Annotated in this window: 21 protein-coding genes; 6 read left to right on the top strand and 15 right to left on the bottom strand. The window is 71.6% G+C overall.

Features of this window, described 5'->3' with window-relative positions; translation table 11 throughout:
• Positions 1-25 precede the first annotated feature (25 nt).
• On the bottom strand, positions 26-688 hold the full coding sequence (locus ISG29_RS06930) for a fumarylacetoacetate hydrolase family protein (protein WP_194502635.1): 663 nt from the start codon (positions 686-688) through the stop codon (positions 26-28).
• Between the two features lie 58 nt (positions 689-746).
• Here ISG29_RS06930 and ISG29_RS06925 point away from each other — a divergent pair, with 58 nt between their 5' ends.
• A complete protein-coding gene (locus ISG29_RS06925) occupies positions 747-1,178 on the top strand; it encodes a RidA family protein (RefSeq protein WP_194502634.1) in 432 nt (143 codons plus the stop codon).
• A gap of 115 nt (positions 1,179-1,293) precedes the next feature.
• On the opposite strand, the gene ISG29_RS06920 is transcribed toward ISG29_RS06925, so the two are convergent.
• The 3 genes from ISG29_RS06920 to ISG29_RS06910 are packed head-to-tail and all read right to left on the bottom strand — an operon-like array spanning position 1,294 to position 5,212.
• Positions 1,294-2,937 carry a phytoene desaturase family protein gene (locus ISG29_RS06920; RefSeq protein ID WP_194502633.1) on the bottom strand — a complete coding sequence of 548 codons (1,644 nt, stop codon included), beginning with the start codon at positions 2,935-2,937 and terminating at the stop codon, positions 1,294-1,296.
• Positions 2,934-4,403, bottom strand: coding sequence for a flavin-containing monooxygenase (locus tag ISG29_RS06915; protein WP_194502632.1), 1,470 nt, complete (start codon positions 4,401-4,403; stop codon positions 2,934-2,936). Before ISG29_RS06915 ends, ISG29_RS06920 begins: the two co-directional genes overlap by 4 nt.
• Before the next feature lie 23 nt (positions 4,404-4,426).
• Positions 4,427-5,212: an SDR family oxidoreductase gene (locus ISG29_RS06910; RefSeq protein ID WP_194502631.1), complete on the bottom strand. Its 786-nt coding sequence runs from the start codon at positions 5,210-5,212 to the stop codon at positions 4,427-4,429.
• Positions 5,213-5,419: 207 nt separating this feature from the next.
• On the opposite strand from ISG29_RS06910, the gene ISG29_RS06905 reads away from it, so the two are divergent.
• Both ISG29_RS06905 and ISG29_RS06900 read left to right on the top strand, forming a co-directional pair.
• The gene (locus tag ISG29_RS06905) at positions 5,420-6,382 is read left to right on the top strand and encodes an AraC family transcriptional regulator (RefSeq protein WP_194502630.1); all 963 of its coding nucleotides are present in this window, start codon (positions 5,420-5,422) and stop codon (positions 6,380-6,382) included.
• 81 nt (positions 6,383-6,463) lie between these two features.
• A complete protein-coding gene (locus ISG29_RS06900; protein WP_194502629.1) occupies positions 6,464-7,000 on the top strand; it encodes a DUF3592 domain-containing protein in 537 nt (178 codons plus the stop codon).
• Here the strand turns inward: ISG29_RS06900 and ISG29_RS06895 are convergent.
• The 5 genes from ISG29_RS06895 to ISG29_RS06875 all read right to left on the bottom strand — a co-directional run bounded on the left by ISG29_RS06895 (position 6,912) and on the right by ISG29_RS06875 (position 11,947).
• On the bottom strand, positions 6,912-8,426 hold the full coding sequence (locus ISG29_RS06895) for a PepSY-associated TM helix domain-containing protein (protein ID WP_194502628.1): 1,515 nt from the start codon (positions 8,424-8,426) through the stop codon (positions 6,912-6,914). The two genes, ISG29_RS06900 and ISG29_RS06895, sit on opposite strands and share 89 nt — an antisense overlap.
• Before the next feature lie 131 nt (positions 8,427-8,557).
• Entirely contained in the window at positions 8,558-9,211 is a 654-nt protein-coding gene (locus tag ISG29_RS06890; RefSeq protein WP_194502627.1) for a hypothetical protein, read from the bottom strand.
• Positions 9,212-9,258: 47 nt separating this feature from the next.
• Entirely contained in the window at positions 9,259-10,008 is a 750-nt protein-coding gene (locus ISG29_RS06885) for a crotonase/enoyl-CoA hydratase family protein (protein ID WP_328828274.1), read from the bottom strand.
• 73 nt (positions 10,009-10,081) lie between these two features.
• Complete coding sequence (locus tag ISG29_RS06880; protein WP_194502625.1) at positions 10,082-10,789, bottom strand: dienelactone hydrolase family protein; 708 nt, start codon at positions 10,787-10,789, stop codon at positions 10,082-10,084.
• Between the two features lie 54 nt (positions 10,790-10,843).
• Positions 10,844-11,947, bottom strand: coding sequence for an NAD(P)-dependent alcohol dehydrogenase (locus tag ISG29_RS06875; protein ID WP_194502624.1), 1,104 nt, complete (start codon positions 11,945-11,947; stop codon positions 10,844-10,846).
• Positions 11,948-12,047: 100 nt separating this feature from the next.
• Between ISG29_RS06875 and ISG29_RS06870 the strand changes: the two genes are divergently transcribed.
• Entirely contained in the window at positions 12,048-13,010 is a 963-nt protein-coding gene (locus tag ISG29_RS06870) for an alpha/beta hydrolase (RefSeq protein WP_194502623.1), read from the top strand.
• A 39-nt stretch (positions 13,011-13,049) separates the two neighbouring features.
• Here ISG29_RS06870 and ISG29_RS06865 read toward each other — a convergent pair whose 3' ends face one another.
• A complete protein-coding gene (locus tag ISG29_RS06865; protein ID WP_328828271.1) occupies positions 13,050-13,649 on the bottom strand; it encodes a GNAT family N-acetyltransferase in 600 nt (199 codons plus the stop codon).
• Entirely contained in the window at positions 13,646-14,260 is a 615-nt protein-coding gene (locus ISG29_RS06860) for a TetR/AcrR family transcriptional regulator (protein ID WP_194502622.1), read from the bottom strand. The genes ISG29_RS06865 and ISG29_RS06860 overlap by 4 nt, the downstream gene beginning before the upstream one ends.
• 43 nt (positions 14,261-14,303) lie before the next feature.
• On the opposite strand from ISG29_RS06860, the gene ISG29_RS06855 reads away from it, so the two are divergent.
• A complete protein-coding gene (locus ISG29_RS06855; protein WP_194502621.1) occupies positions 14,304-14,951 on the top strand; it encodes a hypothetical protein in 648 nt (215 codons plus the stop codon).
• 59 nt (positions 14,952-15,010) lie between these two features.
• On the opposite strand, the gene dacB is transcribed toward ISG29_RS06855, so the two are convergent.
• Complete coding sequence (gene dacB / locus ISG29_RS06850; protein ID WP_207792824.1) at positions 15,011-16,519, bottom strand: D-alanyl-D-alanine carboxypeptidase/D-alanyl-D-alanine endopeptidase; 1,509 nt, start codon at positions 16,517-16,519, stop codon at positions 15,011-15,013.
• 148 nt (positions 16,520-16,667) lie between these two features.
• On the opposite strand from dacB, the gene ISG29_RS06845 reads away from it, so the two are divergent.
• Positions 16,668-17,159: an inorganic diphosphatase gene (locus ISG29_RS06845; protein ID WP_194502846.1), complete on the top strand. Its 492-nt coding sequence runs from the start codon at positions 16,668-16,670 to the stop codon at positions 17,157-17,159.
• 158 nt (positions 17,160-17,317) lie between these two features.
• Here the strand turns inward: ISG29_RS06845 and ISG29_RS06840 are convergent, their stop codons facing one another.
• Genes ISG29_RS06840 through ISG29_RS06830 form a run of 3 tightly spaced genes read right to left on the bottom strand, consistent with a single transcriptional unit; the run spans position 17,318 to position 21,453 of the window.
• Positions 17,318-19,339, bottom strand: coding sequence for an acyl-CoA dehydrogenase family protein (locus ISG29_RS06840; RefSeq protein ID WP_194502619.1), 2,022 nt, complete (start codon positions 19,337-19,339; stop codon positions 17,318-17,320).
• 54 nt (positions 19,340-19,393) lie between these two features.
• Positions 19,394-20,440 (bottom strand): phosphatase PAP2 family protein, encoded by a 1,047-nt coding sequence (locus ISG29_RS06835; protein WP_194502618.1) that lies wholly within the window; start codon positions 20,438-20,440, stop codon positions 19,394-19,396.
• Positions 20,441-20,445: 5 nt separating this feature from the next.
• Complete coding sequence (locus ISG29_RS06830; protein ID WP_194502617.1) at positions 20,446-21,453, bottom strand: ABC transporter ATP-binding protein; 1,008 nt, start codon at positions 21,451-21,453, stop codon at positions 20,446-20,448.

Here is a 21,453-nt window from a genome sequence, read left to right as displayed (position 1 = left end):
GTGGCTCCTTGGTTCCAGTACGGGTTCAGACGAGGCGGACGGCGTTGCGCAGCGTGCCGATGCCGGAGATCTCGGTCTCGACGACGTCGCCGTCGGCCAGGTAGGTGGGCGGGGTCGCGGCCATGCCGACGCCGCCGGGGGTGCCGGTGAGCACCAGGTCGCCCGGGCGCAGCACGGTGAAGGTGGAGATGTAGGCCAGCAGCGCGGGGGCGTCGAAGACCAGGGTTGCGGTGTTGCCGCGCTGGCGCTCGACGCCGTTGACCCGGCAGATCACCTCCACACCGGCCTCCGGATCGAGGTCGTGAGGGCCCACGACGACCGGTCCCACCGGCGTGGTGGCGTCCCAGGCCTTGCCCTGGAACCACTGGAGGGTGCGGCGTTGCCAGTCCCGCACGGAGATGTCATTGGCCACGGTGTAGCCGCCGATGCACTCGCGGGCCTGTTCGCGGGTGGCCCGCCGCAGCTCGGCGCCGACGACGACGGCCAACTCGGCCTCCCAATCGACCTCGAGACCTCGCGGCAGCTCGATGTCGTCATCGGGGCCGATCAGCGTGTCGGCGTACTTGGCGAAGAGAGTGGGGAACTCCGGTCGCTGGCGACCGGTCTCCACGATGTGGTCGCCGTAGTTCAGCCCGCAGCAGATGACCTTGCCGGGGGCGGCGAACGGGAGCTCACGCTTCGGAATCATATTTCATTCTGTTCACGATCGTTGCTTGTTTGTCAATAGATGCGATACGGTCGGTCGCATGACCAACGACCTCGCCCCGGTGACTGTCAACCCGGCCTCGCTGCCCACCCCGAGCGGCTACTCCCACGGCACCCTGAGTGGCAACACGCTCTATCTCGGCGGCCAGACGGCCCTCGACCGCGACATGCGGATCGTTCCGGGAGGCATCGTCGAGCAGTTCCGTCAGGCCTTCGCCAACGTGCTCACCACGCTGCGCGAGGCGGGCGGAGTGCCCGAGGATCTGACCTCGATCACCATCTACCTCACCGACATCCCCGACTACCAGGCGCACGGCCGCGAGATTGGGGACGCCTGGCGCGAACTGGCCGGGCCCGTCTACCCCTCCATGGCCGGCATCGGCACGAGCGGGCTCTGGCAACCGGAGGCGCTGATCGAGATCCTCGGCGTGGCCGTGATCCCCGACGAGCGGCTCGTGCGTCCCGGCGACTGACCGGCACCCGGGCGGCCCACCCGAGGCGCTCCACGGCGACCGCGTGCGCCGGGGGCCACGCCATCGGGCAGCGGATACGCCCGGGCTCACCGCCGACCCGTGCCGGCCGCCGGCGTCAGCGACGGCCCAGGCGGGTGGCCACGCGCGAGGACAGCAGCCCGCGCACGCCGTTCGCCAGCCGCACCCCCGCGGTGGGAGCGAGGAGGGTCTGGGCGACGAGGTGTCCGGAGCCGCCGCCGAGGCCCGGGCCGGGGTGGGTGAAGGCGCCGATGTGGAACACGCCGGGCACGGCCGTGCGGTGGCCGGTGTCGGCACCGGGACGCCACAGCAGGGACTGGTCGAGCTCGGCCGCACCGCCGTAGGGGTCGCCCTCGACGGCGTTGGCGTTGGCGTCACGGAGGCCGGTCGGGCTGATCACGCGGCGCGCCATCACCGACTCGCGCAGCCCGGGAGCGAAGCGCTCGACCCGGGCCAGCACCCGGTCGGCGTACGCGTCGGCGAGCTCCGGCGTCCAGCCCGAGCTGACGTCGAGCTCGCCGGCGGCGTCACCGCGCGGCCTCCAGGGCAGCTCTTGCAACTGCAGCCACAGCGTGGCCCTCCCGTGCGGAGCGCGCGTCGGGTCGAGCAGGCACTGCTGCCCGACGACGACCGTGGGCTCGGCGGGCAGCAGTCCGGCCTCGGCCTGGGCGCACGCGACGGCGGTGCTGCTCGAACCCTCGCTCACATGCACCAACGGCACGGCGTCGAGCCGCTCGTCGCGCCAGCTCAGCGGACGGTCGAGCGCCAGGTGGATCTGGGCCGCAGCCCGGCCGGGGCGGTGCCGGGCCACGGCACGGCGACCGGTCTCGGCGACCGCGGGGTGGCCCGACAGCAACTCCTCGTAGAGCACCCGGGTCGAGGTCGAGGCCAGCACCGCGGAGGTGGCCAGACGTCGATGCCCGAGGTGCACTGCGACGGGGCGGCCCGCGCTCATCTCGATGCGCTCGGCCCGGGCGCCCAACAGCACCTCGACGCCGCGCTCTTGGAGCAGCAGCTCGAAGGCGGCCACGAAGTTCGCGGCGCCGCCCTCGACGACCGGCAGCCCGATCTCGTGCATGGTGAACGCCATCACCGGCAGCATCAGACCGCCGGTGGCCTGGTCGGGCGCGAGTCCGGCGTGCAGCAGCCAGGGCGCCCACAGCTGGTCGACCTCGCTGCCCGCGAATCGTTCGCGGGTCAGGCCGCGCCCGCTCTGGGCCGAGACCCGCATCAGCTCGGTGAGCCCCGCGCGACCCAGGTCACGCAGCGCGGAGATCCCGAGCCGAGCCAGTCCGCGGGTGTCGAGTTCGGTTCCGAGGGCGCCGAACACATGCGGAGCCCACTCACCCAACTGCGCGAGCATGTCGACGTAGGCCTGCCGGTCGGCCGCCGACCCGAAGCCGGCGGCGGTCTTCTCGGCGCTGCGGTCGGCCACCACGACACCGCCCTCGCCGATCGAGGCGGTGACCGGACCCTCGGCGTTGCGGTACACCAGCCCGTGCCGATGCAGATCGGCCCCCAGATCGGCGTAGGCGCCGCCCGCACAAAACAGCGGGTGCCAGGAGCTGAAGGTGTCGTGCACGAAGCCCGGCACGGTGAGCTCGTCGGAGGCGATGAAGCCACCGAGCCGATCGCGCTCGTCGACCAGTGCCACCCGGCGTCCGGCCCCGGCCAGCTCGGCCGCCGCGACGAGGCCGTTGACGCCGGCCCCCACGACGACGACGTCGAAGCTGCCGCTCATCGCGCGGCGGCGAGGCGCTTGGCCAGCTTCGGCGTCAGCCGGCGGTAGTCGGCCGGCTTGACCGGGAGCAGCCACTGCTTGGCCTTGGTGCGCCGGGGCACGTCGAGGCCGATGTCGCCCAGCACCTCGTCGACGTTGTGCATCGAGAACGGGATGATGTTGGTGCCGCGCGCGTGCATGCCGCCGGTGCGCTCGCGCATCCAGGCCAGGCGCTCCCGAGTCTGACGGAGCATCTCCTCGGTCGGGGGCGGGGTGTGGTGGCCGCCGAGGAACGAGCCGATCCAGAGCGCGGAGACCTCCGCCGAGAGCGGCGAGAAGAACGACGAGTTGTAGCCGGCGAAGCTGAGGTCGGGCACCTGGATCGGGTGGATCTGCCGGTAGAGCAGGAAGTCGCCGTTGGCGTCGAGCAGCTTCTCGAGCACCTCGGCGGGGAGGAACGGGATGTCCTGGGTCCAGCCGGTCGCGGCGATGACGACGTCGGCCCGGATCACCTCGCCGTTCGCGAGCTCGGCGTGGGGTGCGCCGTCCTTCTCCACGAACCGGCTGATCACGGTGTCGCGGTGCACGGTGATCCGCTTGGACGCCACTCCCTCGAAGAAGCCCTCGGTGGCCAGCGACACCGTCGACTTGGCGATGTCGGAGAACGTGCCCTGGGGCACGAGGTCGAGATCCTGCAGACCGAGCTGCTTGGTGGTCACGCCCTCGACGCTGCCGAGCATCCCCGAAGCGATCTTGGAGTCGTTCGCGTGCAGCAGCCTCTCCGCCCCGTTGAGCGCACGGTAGCGGAACAACCCCTCGCCCATCCGCGTGAGCATGAGGTACTTGTAGTTGAGGACGCCCTTGATCTTGCGCGGCATCTTCCACAGCAGCTCGCGCGCCACGACGGTGGTGGAGGCGGCCTGCTTGGCGATCTCGACGGTGATGTCGCACGCGGACTTGCCGTAGCCGAGTACGACGGTGTGCTTGCCGCGCACTTGCTCGAGGCTGTGGAACTCGCTCGCCGGCAGGTACTGCCCACCCGCCTGCTCGAACTCCTCGATGCCCTCGACCGGCGGCACGAACGGTCGCGAGAAGATGCCACTGGCCAGCACCAGGTGGTCGACGTGCTCGGCGCCGAGGGCCGTGACCACGCTCCAGCCGCCGCCGGCAGCAGGCTCGGCGATCGTGACCTCGGTGTCGAGGCGGATCTTGTCGGTGAGCCCGAACTTCTCGGCGTACGAGGCCAGGTAGGCCGCGACCTGCTCGCCACTGGGCCACTCGGGGTAGTCGCCGGGCATCTTCAGGTCCGAGAGACAGTAGGTGCCCTTGTTGTTCTGGGTCTTCAGGCCCGGGTAGCGGCGCGTCGTGCTCCACACGCCGCCGATGTCGGGGGTCTTCTCGTAGACGGTCACGTCGTGACCGAGCTCCGTGAGCACCTTGGCTGAGGAGATGCCGGCGAATCCGGCACCCACGATGGCGATCTTCATGACGTCTCTCCTGCGGGTTCGGGTCAGTCCGCGAGCTGCGGAATGGCGGGTACGGCCTGCTCGGGACCGAGTGCCGAGTAGCCGCCGTCGGCGGCCCAGTCGGCAGCGGTGACGACCGAGGCGGCATCGGAGGCGAGGAAGGCCACGACCTCGCCCACCTCGCGCCCGTCGCCGACGCGTCCGGTGAGGTGGAACGGCGCTGCCACCTTGTCGGTCTTGGCGCGATCGCCGCCGGAGAGGTCGTCCATGATCTTCGACCACGTCCACCCGGGGCTCACGGAGTTGACCCGGATGCCGTCGCCGGCGAAGTCCATCGCCATCGAGCGAGTCAGCTGCACGATGGCCGCCTTGCAGGCCGGGTAGACCCAGCGGCCGGTCTGGGCGACCTTGCTGGAGATGGAGGTGAAGTTGATGACGGCGCCACCGGCGCTGGCCGCCAGGTGCGGGTGTGCGGCGCGTACCACCTCGACCATGCTGACGAGGTTCACGTCGAGCGCGGTGAGCCAGTCCGATCGCCGGGTCGCGAAACCCTCGTCGAGGTAGGTGGCAGCCAGGTTGACGACGATGTCGATGCCGCCGAACCGCTCCACCGTCGCCTCGATCAGGGCGGCGATCTCGCCGTCCTTCGTGACGTCGGTACGCCGATAGACGACCTCGGCGCCGAGCGACTCGGCCGCACCGCCGCCTAGCTCGTCGATGTCGGCGACCACCACACGGGCGCCGGCCTGGGCCAGAGCGCTGATCACGCCGTGGGCCAGGAGCGTCGCTCCGCCGGTGACGATCGCCGTCCGGCCGGTCAGATCTGCCATCACGGCACCTCCTTGTCAGGACTCGCGGTGCACCGGGTGGGTGCGACTCGCAGGTGAGTTGCCGGGACGCTAGGGCGGCGAGATGCGGGTCACTAGCCGGAATCCGCGGCGGCCATCCACAAACCGCAATGTTTCATCCAAGCAACGATCGAGACTTGCTTGACATGACTCGTGCGCGCGTGCGCCAATGGACCGCAGGAGGTCGCCGTGACCAGGAACCTGCTCCCCCAGCACCGCAGTGTCGCCACTCGCGACCGCGACGAGGCGCGCGACGAGGTGGCCCGCAGGTTCTGCCCGCATCGACTCACGCTGACCAAGCCCGACGGCCGACTCGACATGGTGCACAACGCCGCACCCATCGGGCACGACGTCACGCTCAACTATCTGCGCTACGGCGACGAGGTACGCATCACCCCCGGCACCTTCGACGACTTCTTCCTGGTACAGATCCCGCTCGCCGGCCGCGCTCGTGTGCGCGTCGGCGAACGGGTCGTCGCCTCCGACCGCAGCAGGGCCTCCCTCGGCTCACCCACCGAGCCCGTCGACATGATCTGGGGCGACGGCTGCGAGCAACTGCTGGTCTACATGCGCCGGGCGGCGGTCGAGGCCGTAGCAGGCGTCGACAGCGGCGAAGGCCCGTTGGTCTTCGACGCACTGATGGACCTCGACGCCCCGGCTCTGCGCTCGTGGCTGCGACTGGTGCGACTGGGCGTCGACGAACTGGACTCCGGCGGGGCACTGTTCCGCTCGAGCCTGGCCGCCTCGCACTTCGAGCAGACGGTGATCTCCGGCCTCGTGGCGGCCCAGCCGCACAACCGCCAGCGATCCACCGAGGCTCCCGCGCTGCCTGGCCGCCTGGTGCGCCAGGTGCTCGACCTGATGGAGGCCGGACCGGAGCGCGAGTGGCACCTGGCCGACTTCGCCGCCGAGACCGGCGTCTCCGCCCGCACCCTGCAAGCAGCGTTCCAAAGAGAGCTCGGCATGCCGCCGCTCGAGCGGTTGCGGCGCATCCGCCTCGAGCGAGCTCGCGCCGACCTGCTCGCAGCAGACGGCAGCACCTCCTCGGTCACCGACATCGCCGCGCGCTGGGGCTTCTTCCATCTCGGCCGATTCGCGGCGAGCTATCGCGATGCCTACCAGGAGCTGCCGAGCCAGACGCTCGCCTCGTGAATCCACCGGTGCCCACCCCGGGTCACGGCGACCAGCCGGGGACCGAACATACCCAGGCCGCCGGCGTGACACAGTGACGCCGTGCCCACCCCCGTGCTCATCGTCCCCGGCTTCATCGGCGCCGTGTTCGTGCTCGTCGGCTCGACGATCCTCTACCGCGCGATCACCTCGGTGAGCCGCGCGCGAAGCTGGACGCCGATCCAGGGCGAGGTGGTCTCGCTGGCCCAGGAGCGGCGCACGAGCTCCAGCAGCCACGACGACCACCACCACACCGATGTGCGGTACGTGATGATCGCGCACTACACCTACCGAGACCCCCGGACCGGGCAGCAGGTCGACGACCGCACGGAGGTGCCCGACCGGTTCGTGGGCGGCCCCGGCAGCCCGATCGGGCTGGTCTACGACCCGAAGGATCCGACCCGATCCCAGTTGGCCGAGGTCAGCGCCGGTGCCTCGGCCTTCGTCGGCGTCGTGGGCCTCTTCTTCGCCGCCGTCGGCGTGGTGATCGTCGTCGCGGTCATCGCCGCGGTCACAGGACACGGGCCGATGGCGGACTTCTTCGGCACCGACGACGGTGGCGGCGGCGACTTCCCGGGTCGCTTCGACCGTTCTCCGTGACGCGGCGCAGCACCAGCTGGTCGAGGGCGAGCACCACCACGAGTGAGAGCCCGAACAGCGGCAGGAACACACCGAGGGCGACGAACCCGACCAGCAGCGCAGGCGTCGCGCGCAGCGGCATCCGGCCGCGGGGAGCGCCCAGCCGGCCACTGCCGCGCGGACGGCGTCGCCACCACATGAGCGGCCCGGTGACGCACATGAACATCACCGCGACGCACATCAGCGCCGCGCCCCAGAACGACCACAGCCCCCACGAGCGGCCCTCGTGCAGACCGATGCCGTGGCTGACCACCTTGGCCAGCAGCGGGTAGTCGTCGAACCCGTAGGTCGACACCACCTGCCCGCCGTAGCGGTCGACGTGCACGGTGCGCTCGTCGGAGGGTGCGTCGAAGGCGTACCCGATGACGGAGTAGACGCCGGGGTCCGCGAGATCCTCCGACGGCAGCGCGATCGTGAACGGGTGCCGCAGCCCCCGCTCGCCGGCCACGGCCACCGCGGTCTCGATGTTCGCCACCGACCCGTCGTCGGTGCGCTCGGACTGCGGAACCTCGGAGTCCTCCATGCCCCACGGCACGGTTCCGGTGTGACTGTGCGGGAGCGATTCGTCCAGCGTCGACGTCGGGTCGGACACGGCGCCCGGGTCGGTGCTCCACAGCGACGAGCCCCGGTCGGTGGCCAGGGACTGCACCTGCGCACCCCAGAAGCCGGTCCACGGCAGACCCGAGACCAAGAGGTAGAGCAGCCCGACGCCCACCACCAGCCCGACGGTCGCGTGCCGGGTCCGCAGCCTCGCACCGCGCCGCGCCGCGCGTGCCTGCCGACGCCGCGCGCGGCGTCCACGCACGAAGAGGTAGTAGCCGGTGAGGGCCATGACGATCGCCCAGCAGGCGCCGATCTCCATGATCGTGTCGCCCAGGCGGCCGGCCATCAGGTTCGCGTGCAGGCGCACCGCGTACCCCGACAGCGTCGTCTCCGGGTTCAGTGACCCGAGCACTCGTCCGTCGTAGGGGTCGACGAAGACGTCGCGTCCCCCGCCGTCGGCGGTCGTGATCGTGAAGCGGGTCGGCTCGTCGGCGGCACCCGGTTCGGTCAGGGACTCCACGGTGGCGCCGGGGTAGGCGGAGCGCACCGCCTCGAGCTGGGTGTCGTAGGTCTTGGTGGTCGCCGCCGCCTGCGTGTCGCTCGGCACGTCGACGCGCATGAGGTCGGCGTGCAGCAGCGGTTCGATCTGGAATCGCAGGAGGTAGATCAGCCCGGTCGTCGCCAGCACCAGGAGCACCGGCACGACGAGGAAGCTGGCGAAGAAGTGCCATCGCCAGACGGCCCGGAAGAGGCCGCCCTTCGTGGCTCGATCGGATGGCGCCGTGCGGCGGGGGTGGGTGCCGACGGGTGGCGAGTGGTCGGGGGTGCTGAGGTCTGTGGTCACGTGATCCTCTGTTCGTGCTCGACCGGGCGCGCTGGCTCGAGGCTGGCGCCGCGGTATGCGGACATGGCCCGGTGGCGGGTGCCGACGGGCTGGGTTGAGCGCGTGCGACCGTCGACCCGGACGGGTCGTGGTCAGCCGAGCAGCAGAGGAGGTCCGCGACGGCGGCGCGGCGCCGTGCGCCAACGGGGGGCACACGGGCGCAGCAAGGATCCCGGTACCGGGGGTCGGGCGCTCGGGCCGGTCGTGGCGGATGCGGCCGTCGGCCGCAGCAGGTGCAGCACCCGGCGAGCAGCCAGTGCCAGCAGGGTCCAAAGGGTGCGCTCGCCGACGGCCAGCCAGAGTCCCACCCCGAGCGCGGCCACGAGGTGGGCCAGGGCCATCGAGCCGTGCATCGTGAGGTGCCCGATCAGCTCGGTGCCCAGGGACGGCGCCCCCGTGCCGGCGTCCACGACCGCACCGTGCACGTGCGGCAGCGCGCCCTCGTGCAGGTGCAGGCGCCCGGACGGCGCACTGCCGCGGCGTCCACTGGCCGCGAGCACCTCCAAGGAGAGGTGGGTGACGGTCTGACCCGCCACCAGCAGCGCCATGCAGCGCAGGGTCGAGACCCGACGGGTGAGTGAGGGTGCGGTCAGCACCACGGCGGCGACGCAGAGCGCCACCAGGGCCCACGGCGGCGGAGGCTCACCACCGGCGCTCATGTGCCCGACGACACCGAGCAGCACCATGAGCGAGCCGGTCAGGAGAGCGCGCAGCCACAGCAACGCTCCCGAGGCCCGATCTCGCACCGAGCCATGATCGCACCACGTGCGCCCGATCTCGTCCGCCCCCGGGGTCAGCGGCCCCTCCACCGCGGCGTGCGCTTCTCGGCGAACGCCGAGGCACCCTCGGCGGCGTCCTCGCTCGTGAAGACCGGCCCCATGATCTCGCCCTGCTTGGTCCACCGCTCGGCCTGCGACCACGACGGCGCGTCCAGCGCCACCTGCTTGGTGACCCGGACGGCGAGGGGCCCGTTCGCGGCGATCGCGGCGGCGAGCTCGAGGGCGGCGTCGAGCGCGGTGCCGTCGTCGACAACCCGGTTGACCAGGCCGAGCTCGTAGGCGCGAGCGGCCGGCACGTAGTCGCCGGTGAGCAGGAGCTCCAGCGCGATCGCCTCGGGGATGCGTTGCGGCAGCAGCATCGCCGCACCGGCCCCGGCCACGAGGCCGCGCTTGACCTCGGGCACGCCGAGGCGCGCGTTCTCGCCGACCACGACGAGGTCGCAGGCGAGCATCAGCTCGAAGCCGCCGGCCACCGCGAACCCCTCGACGGCGGCTATGAGTGGCTTGACCGGGCGCTGCTCGACCAGCCCGCCGAAGCCGCGGCCCTCGACGAACGGCAGGTCGCCGGCGAGAAAGCCCTTGAGGTCCATGCCCGAGCAGAATCCTCCGCCGGCACCCGTGAGAACCCCCACCCGCAGCTCGTCGTCGCCGTCGAGCTCGTCGAGGGCGGCCGCGACACCTCGGGCCACCTCACCGTTGATGGCGTTGCGGGCCTCGGGGCGGTTGATCGTGATGACCTGCACGCCGTCGCGTACCTCGCTCACCACTACCTGCTCATGGCTCATGCTGCTCTCTCCCGTCGGCCCTGGGGGTGGACGCGCGCGCGGACACCTGGAGTCAGACGACCTTGGCCCGCAGGAAGTCGAGCGTGCGCGACCACGCGAGCTCGGCGTCCTCCGGCGAGTAGGTGCCCATGTGGTCGTGGTCGTTGTTGAACGCGTGTCCGGCGTCGTAGTAGAAGAACTCGACCTCGGCACCGGACTCGGCACGGATCTGCTCGGCCTGCTTCTTGGCGTCCTCGACCGGGTACATCTCGTCGCGCTCGGCATAGTGGCCCTGCACCGCGGCCGTGAGCTCGGTGTAGGTGTCCGGAACACCCTGTCCGACGCCGTAGAAGGGCACGGCCGCGGAGACGCGGTCGCCCTGCTGGGCGGCGAGCATGAGCACGAAGCCTCCGCCCATGCAGAAGCCCACGGCGCCCACGGTGCTCGAGGTGCAGGCGTCGTGCCCGAGCAGGTAGTCGACGGCCCCGGAGAGATCCTTGGCCGCCTGCTCGGCCGGCAGCTGCTGCATGAGCTCGCCTGCGTCGTCGGCACCGTGCGTGACCTTGCCGCCGTAGAGGTCGGGGGCCAGCGCGACGAAGCCCTCGCCCGCGAGGCGGTCGCAGATGTCGACGATGTGGTCGTCGAGGCCCCACCACTCCTGGATGACGATCACTCCGGGGCCGCTGCCGGACTCGGGCGTCGCGAGGTAGCCGTGGGCGTGGTCGCCGTTGCTGGCGAAGGTGACGTTCTGGCGCGGGTTGTCGTGCTGCTCGTGGTCCATAGGCCCGAACCTACGTCGTGCGAACCGGGGAACGGACCGACCTCCGGGGTGGAGCTACCACACCAGCACCGGCTTCACGACCCGGCCGGAGGTGACGTCGGCGATGGCGCGCTCGATGTCGGTGGCCGGGTAGGTGGTGACGAGGCTGTCGAACGGCAGGTCGCCCGCGTCGCGCATCGCGATCAGTCGCGGGATGAAGGTGAGCGGGTCGGAGTCGCCCTCGACCGAGCTGCGGAAGACCTTGCCGCTCTGGAGCAGGTCGAGCGCGTCGACGGTGTACTGCTCGGCTCCGAGCCCGATGGCCACGATGGTGCCCATCGCCCGGGTGGCGAGCTGGGCCTGGGTGACCACCTCGGGGATGCCGGTGGTGTCGATGGCGGCGCTCGCGCCACCGCCGGTGAGCTGCTTGACCCTCTCGACGACCGACTCCCCCTCGGCCAGTGAGCCCGGGTTCACGGCGACGGCGCCCCATCCGGTGGCGACCTCGAGTCGGGAGTCCGTCGTGTCGACGGCGACGACGGTCTCGAAGCCGGCCGCGCGGCCGGCCGCCACGGCCGCCAGGCCCACCGACCCGACACCGAAGACCACCAGGGAGTCCTTCGAGGGCAGCGGGTCGAGCACGTTGAGCACCGTGCCGGCACCGGTCTGGAACCCGCAACCGAACGGCGCGAGCAGCGTGAGATCGGCCTCGGGGTCGACGACCACGCAGTTGTCGGCCGTGGCGAGCGCGTGCCGGGCGAAGCTGGACTGGCCGAAGAAGGAGCCGAAGATCGGGGCGCCGTCGAGGTGCACGGTCTGGCTGCCGTCGGCACGCATGCCGAGATGGTTGAGCAGCAGGTGCTGGTCGCAGTAGGAGACGTGGCCGGCCTCGCACGCCGCGCAGGCCCGGCACGAGCGGTAACTGAGCACCACCTGGTCGCCCACGTCGATGCCCTCGACGCTCGCGCCGACCTTCTCCACGACGCCGGCCCCCTCGTGACCGAAGACGCGGGGAAACCACTCCGCGGGCAGGTAGTCCTTGACCGTCAGGTCGCTGTGGCACAGCCCGGTGGCCACAACGCGCACGAGCACCTCGTCGTCGCGGGGATCGTCGAGTTCGACCTCGGTCAGGCGGAAGTCCCCGCCCTGGCTGTCGACGACGAACGCTTCGGTCTTCATGAGCTCGAGACTATCCACAATCAGACACCTGTCCAGCCAATCGTCCGACTTTCTCGCGCGCGCGTTGACATCGGCGACGCGGGATGCGCACGATGCAGCGATGCCGGCCCTGCCACGCTCTCGCGGCCCGTACGCCTCGCCGCCCGCCCTCGACCCCGGCCTGCGCGCCGCCGCGCGATTCCTGCCGCGGGGTGCACGCGTGCACTGGGGCCTGCGCGTGCAGCGATTCCTCACCGACACGGCCATGCGCGCCACCGCGAAGCGCGACATCACCACCGTGCCCATCTCGCCCGGGGTCGGCGTGCGTGTGCACCACCCCGGCTCGACGCCATCCGCGCCCGGACCCGCTGTGCTGTGGATCCACGGCGGCGGCACCCTCTTCGGGTCCGCCCACCAAGACGACGCCTTCTGCGCCCGTCTCGCCGAGGCGCTCGGCGCGAGCGTGGTCGCCGTCGAGTACCGACTGGCACCCGAGCACCCCTACCCGGCACCGCTCGAGGACTGCTACACCGCGCTGGCCTGGCTCGAGCGCCAGCCGTGGACGGGGCGGATCGCCGTGTCCGGCGGCAGCGCCGGCGGCCTGCTCGCGGCGTCCGTCGCGTTGCTGGCCCGCGACCGTGGCGACATCGAGGTGGCGGCGCAGGCGCTGGTCTACCCCATGCTCGACGACCGCTCCCCCCGCCAGCCCGACGGCCACCCGCGGATCATGTGGAGCGAGCGCGACAACCGCCTCGCCTGGGACCACTACCTGCGCGGCACCGACCGCGCGACGGCGCTCGTGCCCGCGCGCCGAGCCGAGCTGCCGGACGACGACCCGCACGGCCTGGCCGGCCTCCCGCCCGCCTGGATCGGCGTCGGGGATCTCGACCTGTTCCTCGACGAGGACACCACCTACGCCACCGCCCTCGAGGCCGCCGGCGTGCCGGTGAGCCTGCACATCGCTCCCGGCGCCTTCCACGCCTTCGATCAGGTCGCCCCCCGGGCCGCCGTCACCACCGCCTTCTTCGAGTCCCTCGCCCGGTTCCTCCGTACACACCTGTCTCGAGCAACACCTGCTCCCTGACCGGGACAGCGCCGCGACGAGCCGAGCGCGACGAGTGCCTCAGAGCGTGCGGCGCATCACCAGGCGCGGCAACTGCGAGGCGGTCGCGTCGGTCTGACCGACCACCTCGAACCCGACGGTCTCGAACATCGAGCGGGTGCCCACGAACGCCATGGTGGTGTCCATGCGCCCCGGCGGGTCGACGGGGTAGGCCTCCACGGCCGGCGCTCCCCTGGAGGCGGCGTAGGCCACGGCCCCCTCCAGCAGCGGCCGCGTCACACCCCGCTTGCGGTGACCGCCGCGGACCACGACGCAGACGATGCTCCAGACCGGCACGTCGTCCAGCGGCCTGATCTTGGTGTGGTGCACCAGCCGCGGGATCTCGGCGCGCGGGCCGACGTGGCACCAGCCGACCGGCACGTCGTCACGGTAGGCGACCACGCCCGGCGGGTGCTCGCGCTCGCAGAGGGTGCGCATCGCCTGCTCGCGACCACCGAGCTCGTCGATCTCCCGGGCGCGCAGTCGGTGCGTGACACACCAGCAGTGGGTGGCGCGCCGGTTCGGGTTCGTGACGTCGGCGAAGTCCTCGAACCGGTCGGGCGTCACCGGCTCGACCCGCCACGTCGGGTCGGTCACGGCGTCGGTCACGGGGTCGATCACGGGGCTGGTCGGGGTGCGTCGGCGGGTGCGCGCAGCGCCGCGCCCAGCCACCGATCGACGAAGGTGCGCAGCTCGGCCCCGGCGCGGGGCGGGTTGCCCGGGTCGTGCAGGAGGGAGTGCAGGACGCGCAGGCCGAGCTCGGCGACCTCGTCGACATCGTGCCCCAGCGCCACCCAGTCGACGTCGAGCCGCTGCATGAACGAGCGCGCGAAGGCCATGCCGGTCTCGGAGAGCACAGGGGCGCGTTGCTCTCCTGGGGCCGACTCGAAGAGCAGCCGGGTCAGCCGCGGATCCTGGCCGATCGTCTCGAGAGTGAGCACGATGCCGTCGACGTAGGCCGCCACCGGGTCGTCACCGGCAGCGGCGAACCGCCGTTCGATGCGGGCCAGGAGGCCGTCGGCGGAACGCAGCGCAACCGCCGCCACCAGCGCCTGGCTGGTCGGGAAGTAGCGGTACACGGTCTGTCGGGTGACGCCGACCGCTCGCGCCACGCGAGCGATGCTCGGCTCGCGGACGCCGTCCGCTGCGACCCGCTCGGCCGCCGCCATGATGCGCTCGACGGCCTCGGCGTCGTCGGTCGGCGTCTGACCGGCCCAGCCGTGGGTGCGCATGCCCGGGAGTGTAGGAGATCGCAGCGTGCGCCATGCTGGGCCGGTGCACGCACGCGAGAGGGCGGACGATCTGGCCGAGTGGCTGGTCGGGCTCGGACTGCTCGACGTGCTCGACGGAGCGGGTCTGCCGAGCCCGGCTCGGGGCCACGACGGCCATTGGCACTGGCGCGAGCACGACACCGGCGAGCCGCTCACCGACGCCCGCCTGACCGAGCTCGACGGGCACCTGCGAGCTCACGGCGACGACCCGCGGCACGGTGTGCCGGTCGCGCTGGTGCAGCTGGCCCGCCAGGCGCGGGTGCGCGAGCTGCTGCTCGCGAGTGACTGGCTCACCCACTCCTCACTGGCCGAGCGCCGCCACTGCTCCGAGTCCGCCGCCAGGTTCTGGACGGCGCGAGCCGCCGCCGAGCACCGGCTCCTGGTGGTGCCGACGGACCTGGCCCAGCTGGTGCCGGCCTTCCAGCTCGAGGCGGACGGCGAGCCGCGTCCCGATCTCGCCCCGGTCCTCGCCGCCCTGCTGCCGGCGCTGGGCGCCGGAGGCCGCGGCGGACTCGACCCGTGGCTCGTCTGGGGATGGCTCACGACCCCGGCCGGGTTGCTCGGCGGCGAGGTGCCCGAGCAGGCGGTGCGCTCGAGCGCGGACGCCGCGGTCGTCGTCCGGGCCGCCGAGGCACTGGCCGCTCGTTCCTGACCCCTCGCGCGACGATTCGCGACCCCTCGCGCGACGATTCGCGACCCCTCGCGGGAGCCTCAGCGGCCGCAGCGGCAGGCGCCGAGGGCTCCGGCGGCGTTGTCGAGGGCGTCGGAGGCGGGGGTCTCGACCTCCTTGCGGATCCGGTCGGCCATGAGGGCGAACACCAGGGGCGTGCCGTCGGGGGTGACGGCGATGCCCGCCAGGGAACGCACGTTGGTGAGGGTTCCGGTCTTGGCGCGGGTGGTACCCAGCGCCAGGGGAGGTGCCGCCGCGAAGCGGTCGTCGAGGGAACCGAGGAAGCCCGCGACGGGCAGCCCCTCGAGGATCACCCGGGCGGGGTCGTCGGGCGATGAACCGGCCACGGCCTGGAGCAGCTCGACCAGCGAGATCGGCTTGATGAGGTCACGCCGCGAGAGTCCGCTGCCGTCGAACTGGCGCACGGGCGCGGTGATGCCCCGCTGTCGCAGCACCTGACGCAGACCCGTGAGGCCGTCGGCGACGGATCCGGCACCACCGGTGGCGAGCCCGACCTGGCGCAGCAGCACCTCGGTCGCCTCGTTGTCGCTGACCTGGAGCAGCCGCTGGACGATCTGCTCGATCGGGGCGCTGCGTACCGCGGCCAACCGACGCGCGCGGGGCTCGACGCCGGCCACCGTGGGGTTGCCCGACACCGCGATGCCCGCCTCGCGCAGCGCGGCGGCGAAGGTCTCTGCTGCCACCTCGGCGGGGTCGGACACGTAGCCGTAGCCGGAGGGCGAACGACCCTCGTCGACCCACAGCGACGTGATGGGGGCGACGACGTCTCCGCGGTAGGAGTCCGGCCACGCAGGGTTGAACGCAGGCCCGGTGAACAGCGAGTCGTCGTAGCCGAGCCGCACCGAGCGCACGCCCTGTCTGCGCAGCGAGGTCGCCGTCCTCTTCGCGAGCGTGACGACGTCGGCGCGTTGCGGCCAGACGCCGTCGGCGGGGTCGACCGGCTTGCTCGCCAGGAACGGGTCGCCTCCGCCCACGAGCACGATCTGCGGGCTCTTCTGCTTTCCCGGCTGGCGCACGACCCGCGTGCTGAACCGGGTGCCGGGGTCGATGGTCGAGAGCGCGGCCAAGGACGTGAACAGCTTGGTGGTCGAGGCCGGCGTCTCCGCGCCACCCGTGGTGTAGACCGGCTTGCCGTCCAGCGGCGCCACGACGGCCGACACGTCACGGCCCAGCAACTTGTTCGCCAACAACGGCTCCAGCAGCCGACGCACCTTCGCCGGGCTCACGGGACGCCGGGCGAGAGTGTCGTACAGCGGCTCCGGGCGCGGCACGGCGGGCAGGTCGAGGCCCTCGGGCGGCGGCACCGCCTCCGGCTCGGTGGCGGGGTCTGGCCGCTGCCCGATGCCGAGGCGTTCCTTGATCGCGCCGGGGTCGATGAGTCCGGTGTAGGTGCCGGCTCCGGCGGCCACTCCTAGCAGCGCCAGCACCGCGAGCCACGTCGTCCAGCGCCCCCAGCGGCGCCTGCGCGAACGCTGCGGCGCCGGCCGGAGCGAGCGGCCCGGAGAGTGGCGTGCGTCACTCTCGTTCACTCCGCGGCCTTCCTCGGTGGGTCATCGGGGCCATTGTGCGCCAGAATGCCCACGGGCCGTGACCCGGCCCGCGCAGACCAATCAAACACGCAATCGAGACAGTGAAGGCGTCCGCCGGGCCCGGCGGACGCAGCGGAGGCAGACGGTGCTGGAGTTCGACGTCCTGGTGGAGATCCCCAAGGGAGAGCGCAACAAGTACGAGGTCGACCACGAGTCCGGCCGGCTGCGCCTGGACCGCACGCTGTTCACCTCCACCCAGTACCCGGCCGACTACGGCTACATCGAGGACACCCTCGGTCAGGACGGCGACCCGCTCGACGCGCTCGTCATCCTCCAGCAGCCGACCTTCCCCGGCTGCCTCATCAAGTGCCGCGCGGTCGGCATGTTCCGCATGACCGACGAGGCCGGCGGCGACGACAAGGTGCTGTGCGTGCCGGCGTCCGACCCGCGCCTGGAGCACCTGCGCGACATCTCCCACGTCTCCAAGTTCGACCGTCTGGAGATCCAGCACTTCTTCGAGGTCTACAAGGACCTCGAGCCCGGCAAGTCCGTCGAGGGCGCCGAGTGGGTCGGCCGGATGGAGGCCGAGGCCGAGGTCGAGGCCTCGTTCGCCCGGTTCAAGGAGACCGGCGGCCACTGAGTCGCGTGTCGCGGGTTGTCGCGGGCGTCGGCAGTTTTATCGGGGAACCGATAAAACTGCGGGTTCCCCGATAAAGCCTCATCGGGGGACCCGCACCTTTGTCGGGGAACCGATGAATCTGGCGCGGGCTCGGGCGGCCCCAGAACTCTGACAGGCGGCTACCCCGCGACCGGCCCGCGCACCGCGCCGATCAGCTGCTCGGAGCGCAGCAGCTCCTCGGGGACGGCGAGACCGTCGACGAGCACCCGGGCCAATGGGCGGATCTTGCGGCACAGCGAGCCGATCTCGCGGCTGATCGCCTTGGCCCGCTGGGCGGAGAGTCGTCCGTGCTGCATGAACCAGGCGGCGTCTTGCTCGATGCCGACCAGCGCCTGGAGGTCGCAGAGCAGGGTGAGGGCGACCCGCAGGTCCGAGCCTTCGGGCACCTCGCGCGTCTTGTCGACGAACGCCTCGAGGACGACGCGCTCCATGTGGGCGCGCCCTGCGGCGATCACGTGGTCCTGCACCCGCGAGAAGACCTCGCCGGGGGCCATGCCGTTGTCCATGCCGCGCTTGAGGCGGCGCGCGCACGAGCTGACCGTGTGCTCCTCACGGAACCGGTACATCGCCACCTGGTAGTCGGGGTCGAGCAGGCCGGCCTCCTGGTCCCAGTCGTCGCCGCCGGGCAGCAGATCCTTGACCCGCTGGAGCATCTGCCAGGCACGGGTCTTCTCGACCACCGTGTCGACGGCCAGCCCGGCCACGAAGCCGACCATGTCGAGCTGGTTCATGTCCTCGAACTCCGACGCGTAGTCGGTGAGCAGCCCCTTGGCGACCAGCTGGAGCAGGATGTGGTTGTCGCCCTCGAAGGTGGTGAAGATGTCGCTGTCGGCCTTGAGCGCGGCGAACCGGTTCTCGGCCAGGTAGCCGGCCCCGCCGCACGCCTCGCGGCACTCCTGGATCGTGTGCGTCGCGTGCCACGTGCCGAGCGCCTTCGTGCCGGCGGCCGTCGACTCCAGCTCGCGCTGGAAGTGCTCGTCCTCGTTGACGCCGGTGAGCACGTCGTGCAGGGCCGAGGCGAGATCCTGCTGGGCGAAATGCAGCCCGTAGGTGCGCGCCAGCAGCGGGAAGAGCCGACGCTGGTGCAGGCCGTAGTCGAGCAGGATGTCCTCCTCGGCCTCGCTCGAGGCCTCGAACTGACGCCGCACCAGGCCGTAGCGCACCGCGATGGTGATCGCGACCTTCGCGGCATTGATGCCCGCGCCACCGACACAGACGCGCCCCTGGATCAGGGTGCCGAGCATCGTGAAGAAGCGGCGGTTCTTCGACTCGATCGGGCTGGTGTAGACGCCGTCGGGCGACACGCTGGCGAACCGGTCGAGCAGGTTCTCCCGCGGGATCCGCACGCCGGAGAACCAGAGTCGGCCGTTGTCGACACCGTTGAGGCCCATCTTGAGGCCGTCGTCGCCGATGGTCACGCCGGGCGCCGGCTCGCCGTCGACCCTGATCGGGACGACGAACGCGTGCACGCCGTGCCCCTCGCCGTCGACCTCGAGCTGGGCGAAGACGACGGCGAGCTCACCGTGGGCGGCGGCATTGCCGATGTAGTCCTTGCGCGCGAGCTCGGTGGGGGTGTCGACGACGAACTCCTGCGTCGCGGGGTCGTAGACCGCGGTCGTGCCGAGCGCCTGCACGTTGGAGCCGTGGCCGGTCTCGGTCATGGCGAAGCAGCCGAGCAGCTCACCGCTCATGAGCTTGCGCAGGTAGGCGTCGTGGTGGTGCTTCGTGCCCAGCTGGAGGATCGCACCCCCGAACAGTCCGAATTGCACGCCCGCCTTGACCATGAGCGAGAGATCGCCCATGGCGAGGGTCTCGAACGCGGCGATCGAGGCGCCGATGTCGCCGCCACCGCCGTACTCGGTCGGGAACCCGAGCCCGGTGTGGCCGGAGCCGGCCATCTCGACGAGCACATCCTTGACCCGCTCGCGGTAGTCCGCGCGCGACATCGTCTCGGCGTCGAGGAGGATGTCGGCGTGCTCGGCGAGCTGACCTCGCACGAGTCGGCGGACGTCGGCGTAGCGGCCGTCGAGCAGGTCTGTCAGAGCCTCGAGGTCGACCTCGGGTTGCGCGTAGCGACCACTGCGAGTGGCCGAGCCCGAGCCGTCACTGACCTGGTCACGCACGGGGGTGTCGGTTGCCATGGGTGCGAAAATAGCGAGCACCGGGCGCCGGGCACAGCCCCTGCAGGGGGTGGATCAGTCCTGGCTGACGGGGATCTTCGAGGTCGTCGTCGTGGGGTGGGTGTTCATGCCCGCATGGTCGAACTTCTGCCCGGTCGCGATGCCGCCCACGTAGAACGACACGAACGCGATGGCGATGCCGGCGATGTCGTCGGAGATGTAGTGCCAGCCGAAGTAGAGGGTGGCGACGACCGTGAAGCCGAAGTTCACCCAGAAGAGGATCTTCAGCCAACGCCACCGCAGCGTGTACTGCACCATCAGCGCCACCAGCAGGGTGATCGCGCAGTGCAGCGAGGCGAAGCCGGCTACCGATTGCACCTGGCCGAGCGTGCCGCCGTACAGCACGCCCTGCCGGCTGTTGACGAGCGAGGCCATCAGCTCGTTGGTGGGGGTGTTGGCCAGACCCTCGTAGATGAAGGAGTACTCCAGCCCGGGGCCGAGCGTCGGCAACGCGTAGTACGACACCGTGCCGAGGGTCCAGGCGATGCACTGGCTGGTGACGAACCAGTACCCGTAGGAGAGGTTGCGCGCCCACACCACCCACGCGGTGATGCACAGCGGCACCAGCGGCAGGAACCACAGGTAGATGTAGGAGAGGAAGTAGGCGGCCGCGTGGGTGCCGAGTATGTCGTGCAGCACGATCGCCGGATCGTGGCCGAAGAGCAGCGCCCGGTCGAGCAGGTGCAGCTCGCGGTCGTACATGCGGTGGTGCACGAACGGCAGGAACGACTTGATGTTGCGGTAGCTGACGTAGACGACGTAGAAGCTGGCGATGCCCAGGGCGACCAGCACCAGGCGTTCCTTGTTCCAGTGCCGCGTCAACCGCTCGCGCACGATGCCCGGCATCTCGGTCGGCTTGCCGCGCGAAAGCCACAGGGTGCGTGGCAGCAGGTCGAGCAGCAGGGCCCCGAGCAGGAGCAGCGGGAGCCGCAGCCACGAGGGGCCGAGGAAGCTGCCCTCGGGATCGACGAGCGGCCGACCGAGCACAACCGCCTCGACGACCGCCCACGCGCCCATCGCGAGGGCGATCCCCACGAGCAGGGCGTAGGCGCGGCGATACACGGCGGTCAGTGTAGTGAGGCCGTGTCGGCGCCCCGCAGGGGTGCCAGCCGGGTGCCCTCGACGTGCATCCGAACGACATCGCCGACGCCCGCACGCAGGGCCAGGCCGGCGACGGCATCGACCTCCCCCACGCCCTCGACCCGCACCACGAGCCGCAACAGCTCGGGGGTGGTGCGCACCGCCACCACCTCGCCCGCGAGGGGGCCGTCGTCGGCGACGTGGAGCGCCGACCGGCGCAGCGCCACCGGGGTGCCGGTCGCCCTGCCGGCAGCGGCCAGGATCGGCGCCGCCGGCTCGGCGTCCAGCACCCGCGCGTAGCCGAGGAACAGAGCGGTCGGCGCGTCGGTAGGGGCCGCCCACACGTCGGCGATCGCCCCGGTCTGCACCACGCGGCCGGCGCGCATGACGGCGAGCCGGTCTGCGACGGCGAACGCCTCCTCGTGGTCGTGGGTGACCAGCAGCGCGGTGGTGCCGGCAGCGCGCAGGATGTCGCGCAGCTCGCCGGCCAGCCGCTCGCGCAGACCGGCGTCGAGGGCCGAGAGCGGCTCGTCGAGCAGCAGCAGCCGCGGTTCGACGGCCAACGACCTGGCCAGGGCGACCCGCTGCCGCTCGCCCCCCGACAAGGTGCCGGGCAGCCGGTCGGCGTACCCGGCCAGCCCGACGAGGTCGAGCAGGTCTGCCACCCGCGCAACGACCTCAGCGCGCGGACGCCGCCTCAGCCGCAGGGCGTAGCCGACGTTGCGGGCGACCGTGAGGTGAGGGAACAACTGCCCGTCTTGGAACATCAGCGCGAAGCCGCGCTTGTGAGTCGGCACGCGAGCGAGGTCGGCGCCGTCCCAGGCGACGGTGCCGGTGCACGGCTCGAGCCCGGCCACGGCGCGCAACAGTGTGGACTTGCCGCAGCCCGATGGCCCGAGGACGGCCAGCACCTCGCCGTCGTCCAGCCGCAAGGAGGCGTCCTGCACCGCGGGCTGGCCGTCGTAGGCGACGCTGACGTGGTCGAGGGAGAGCAC

The organism is Nocardioides acrostichi (genome assembly GCF_015319165.1).
GTDB lineage: Bacteria > Actinomycetota > Actinomycetes > Propionibacteriales > Nocardioidaceae > Nocardioides > Nocardioides acrostichi.
The sequence above is the reverse complement of the archived record's forward strand: the minus strand, read 5'-3'. Positions and strand labels throughout refer to the sequence as shown.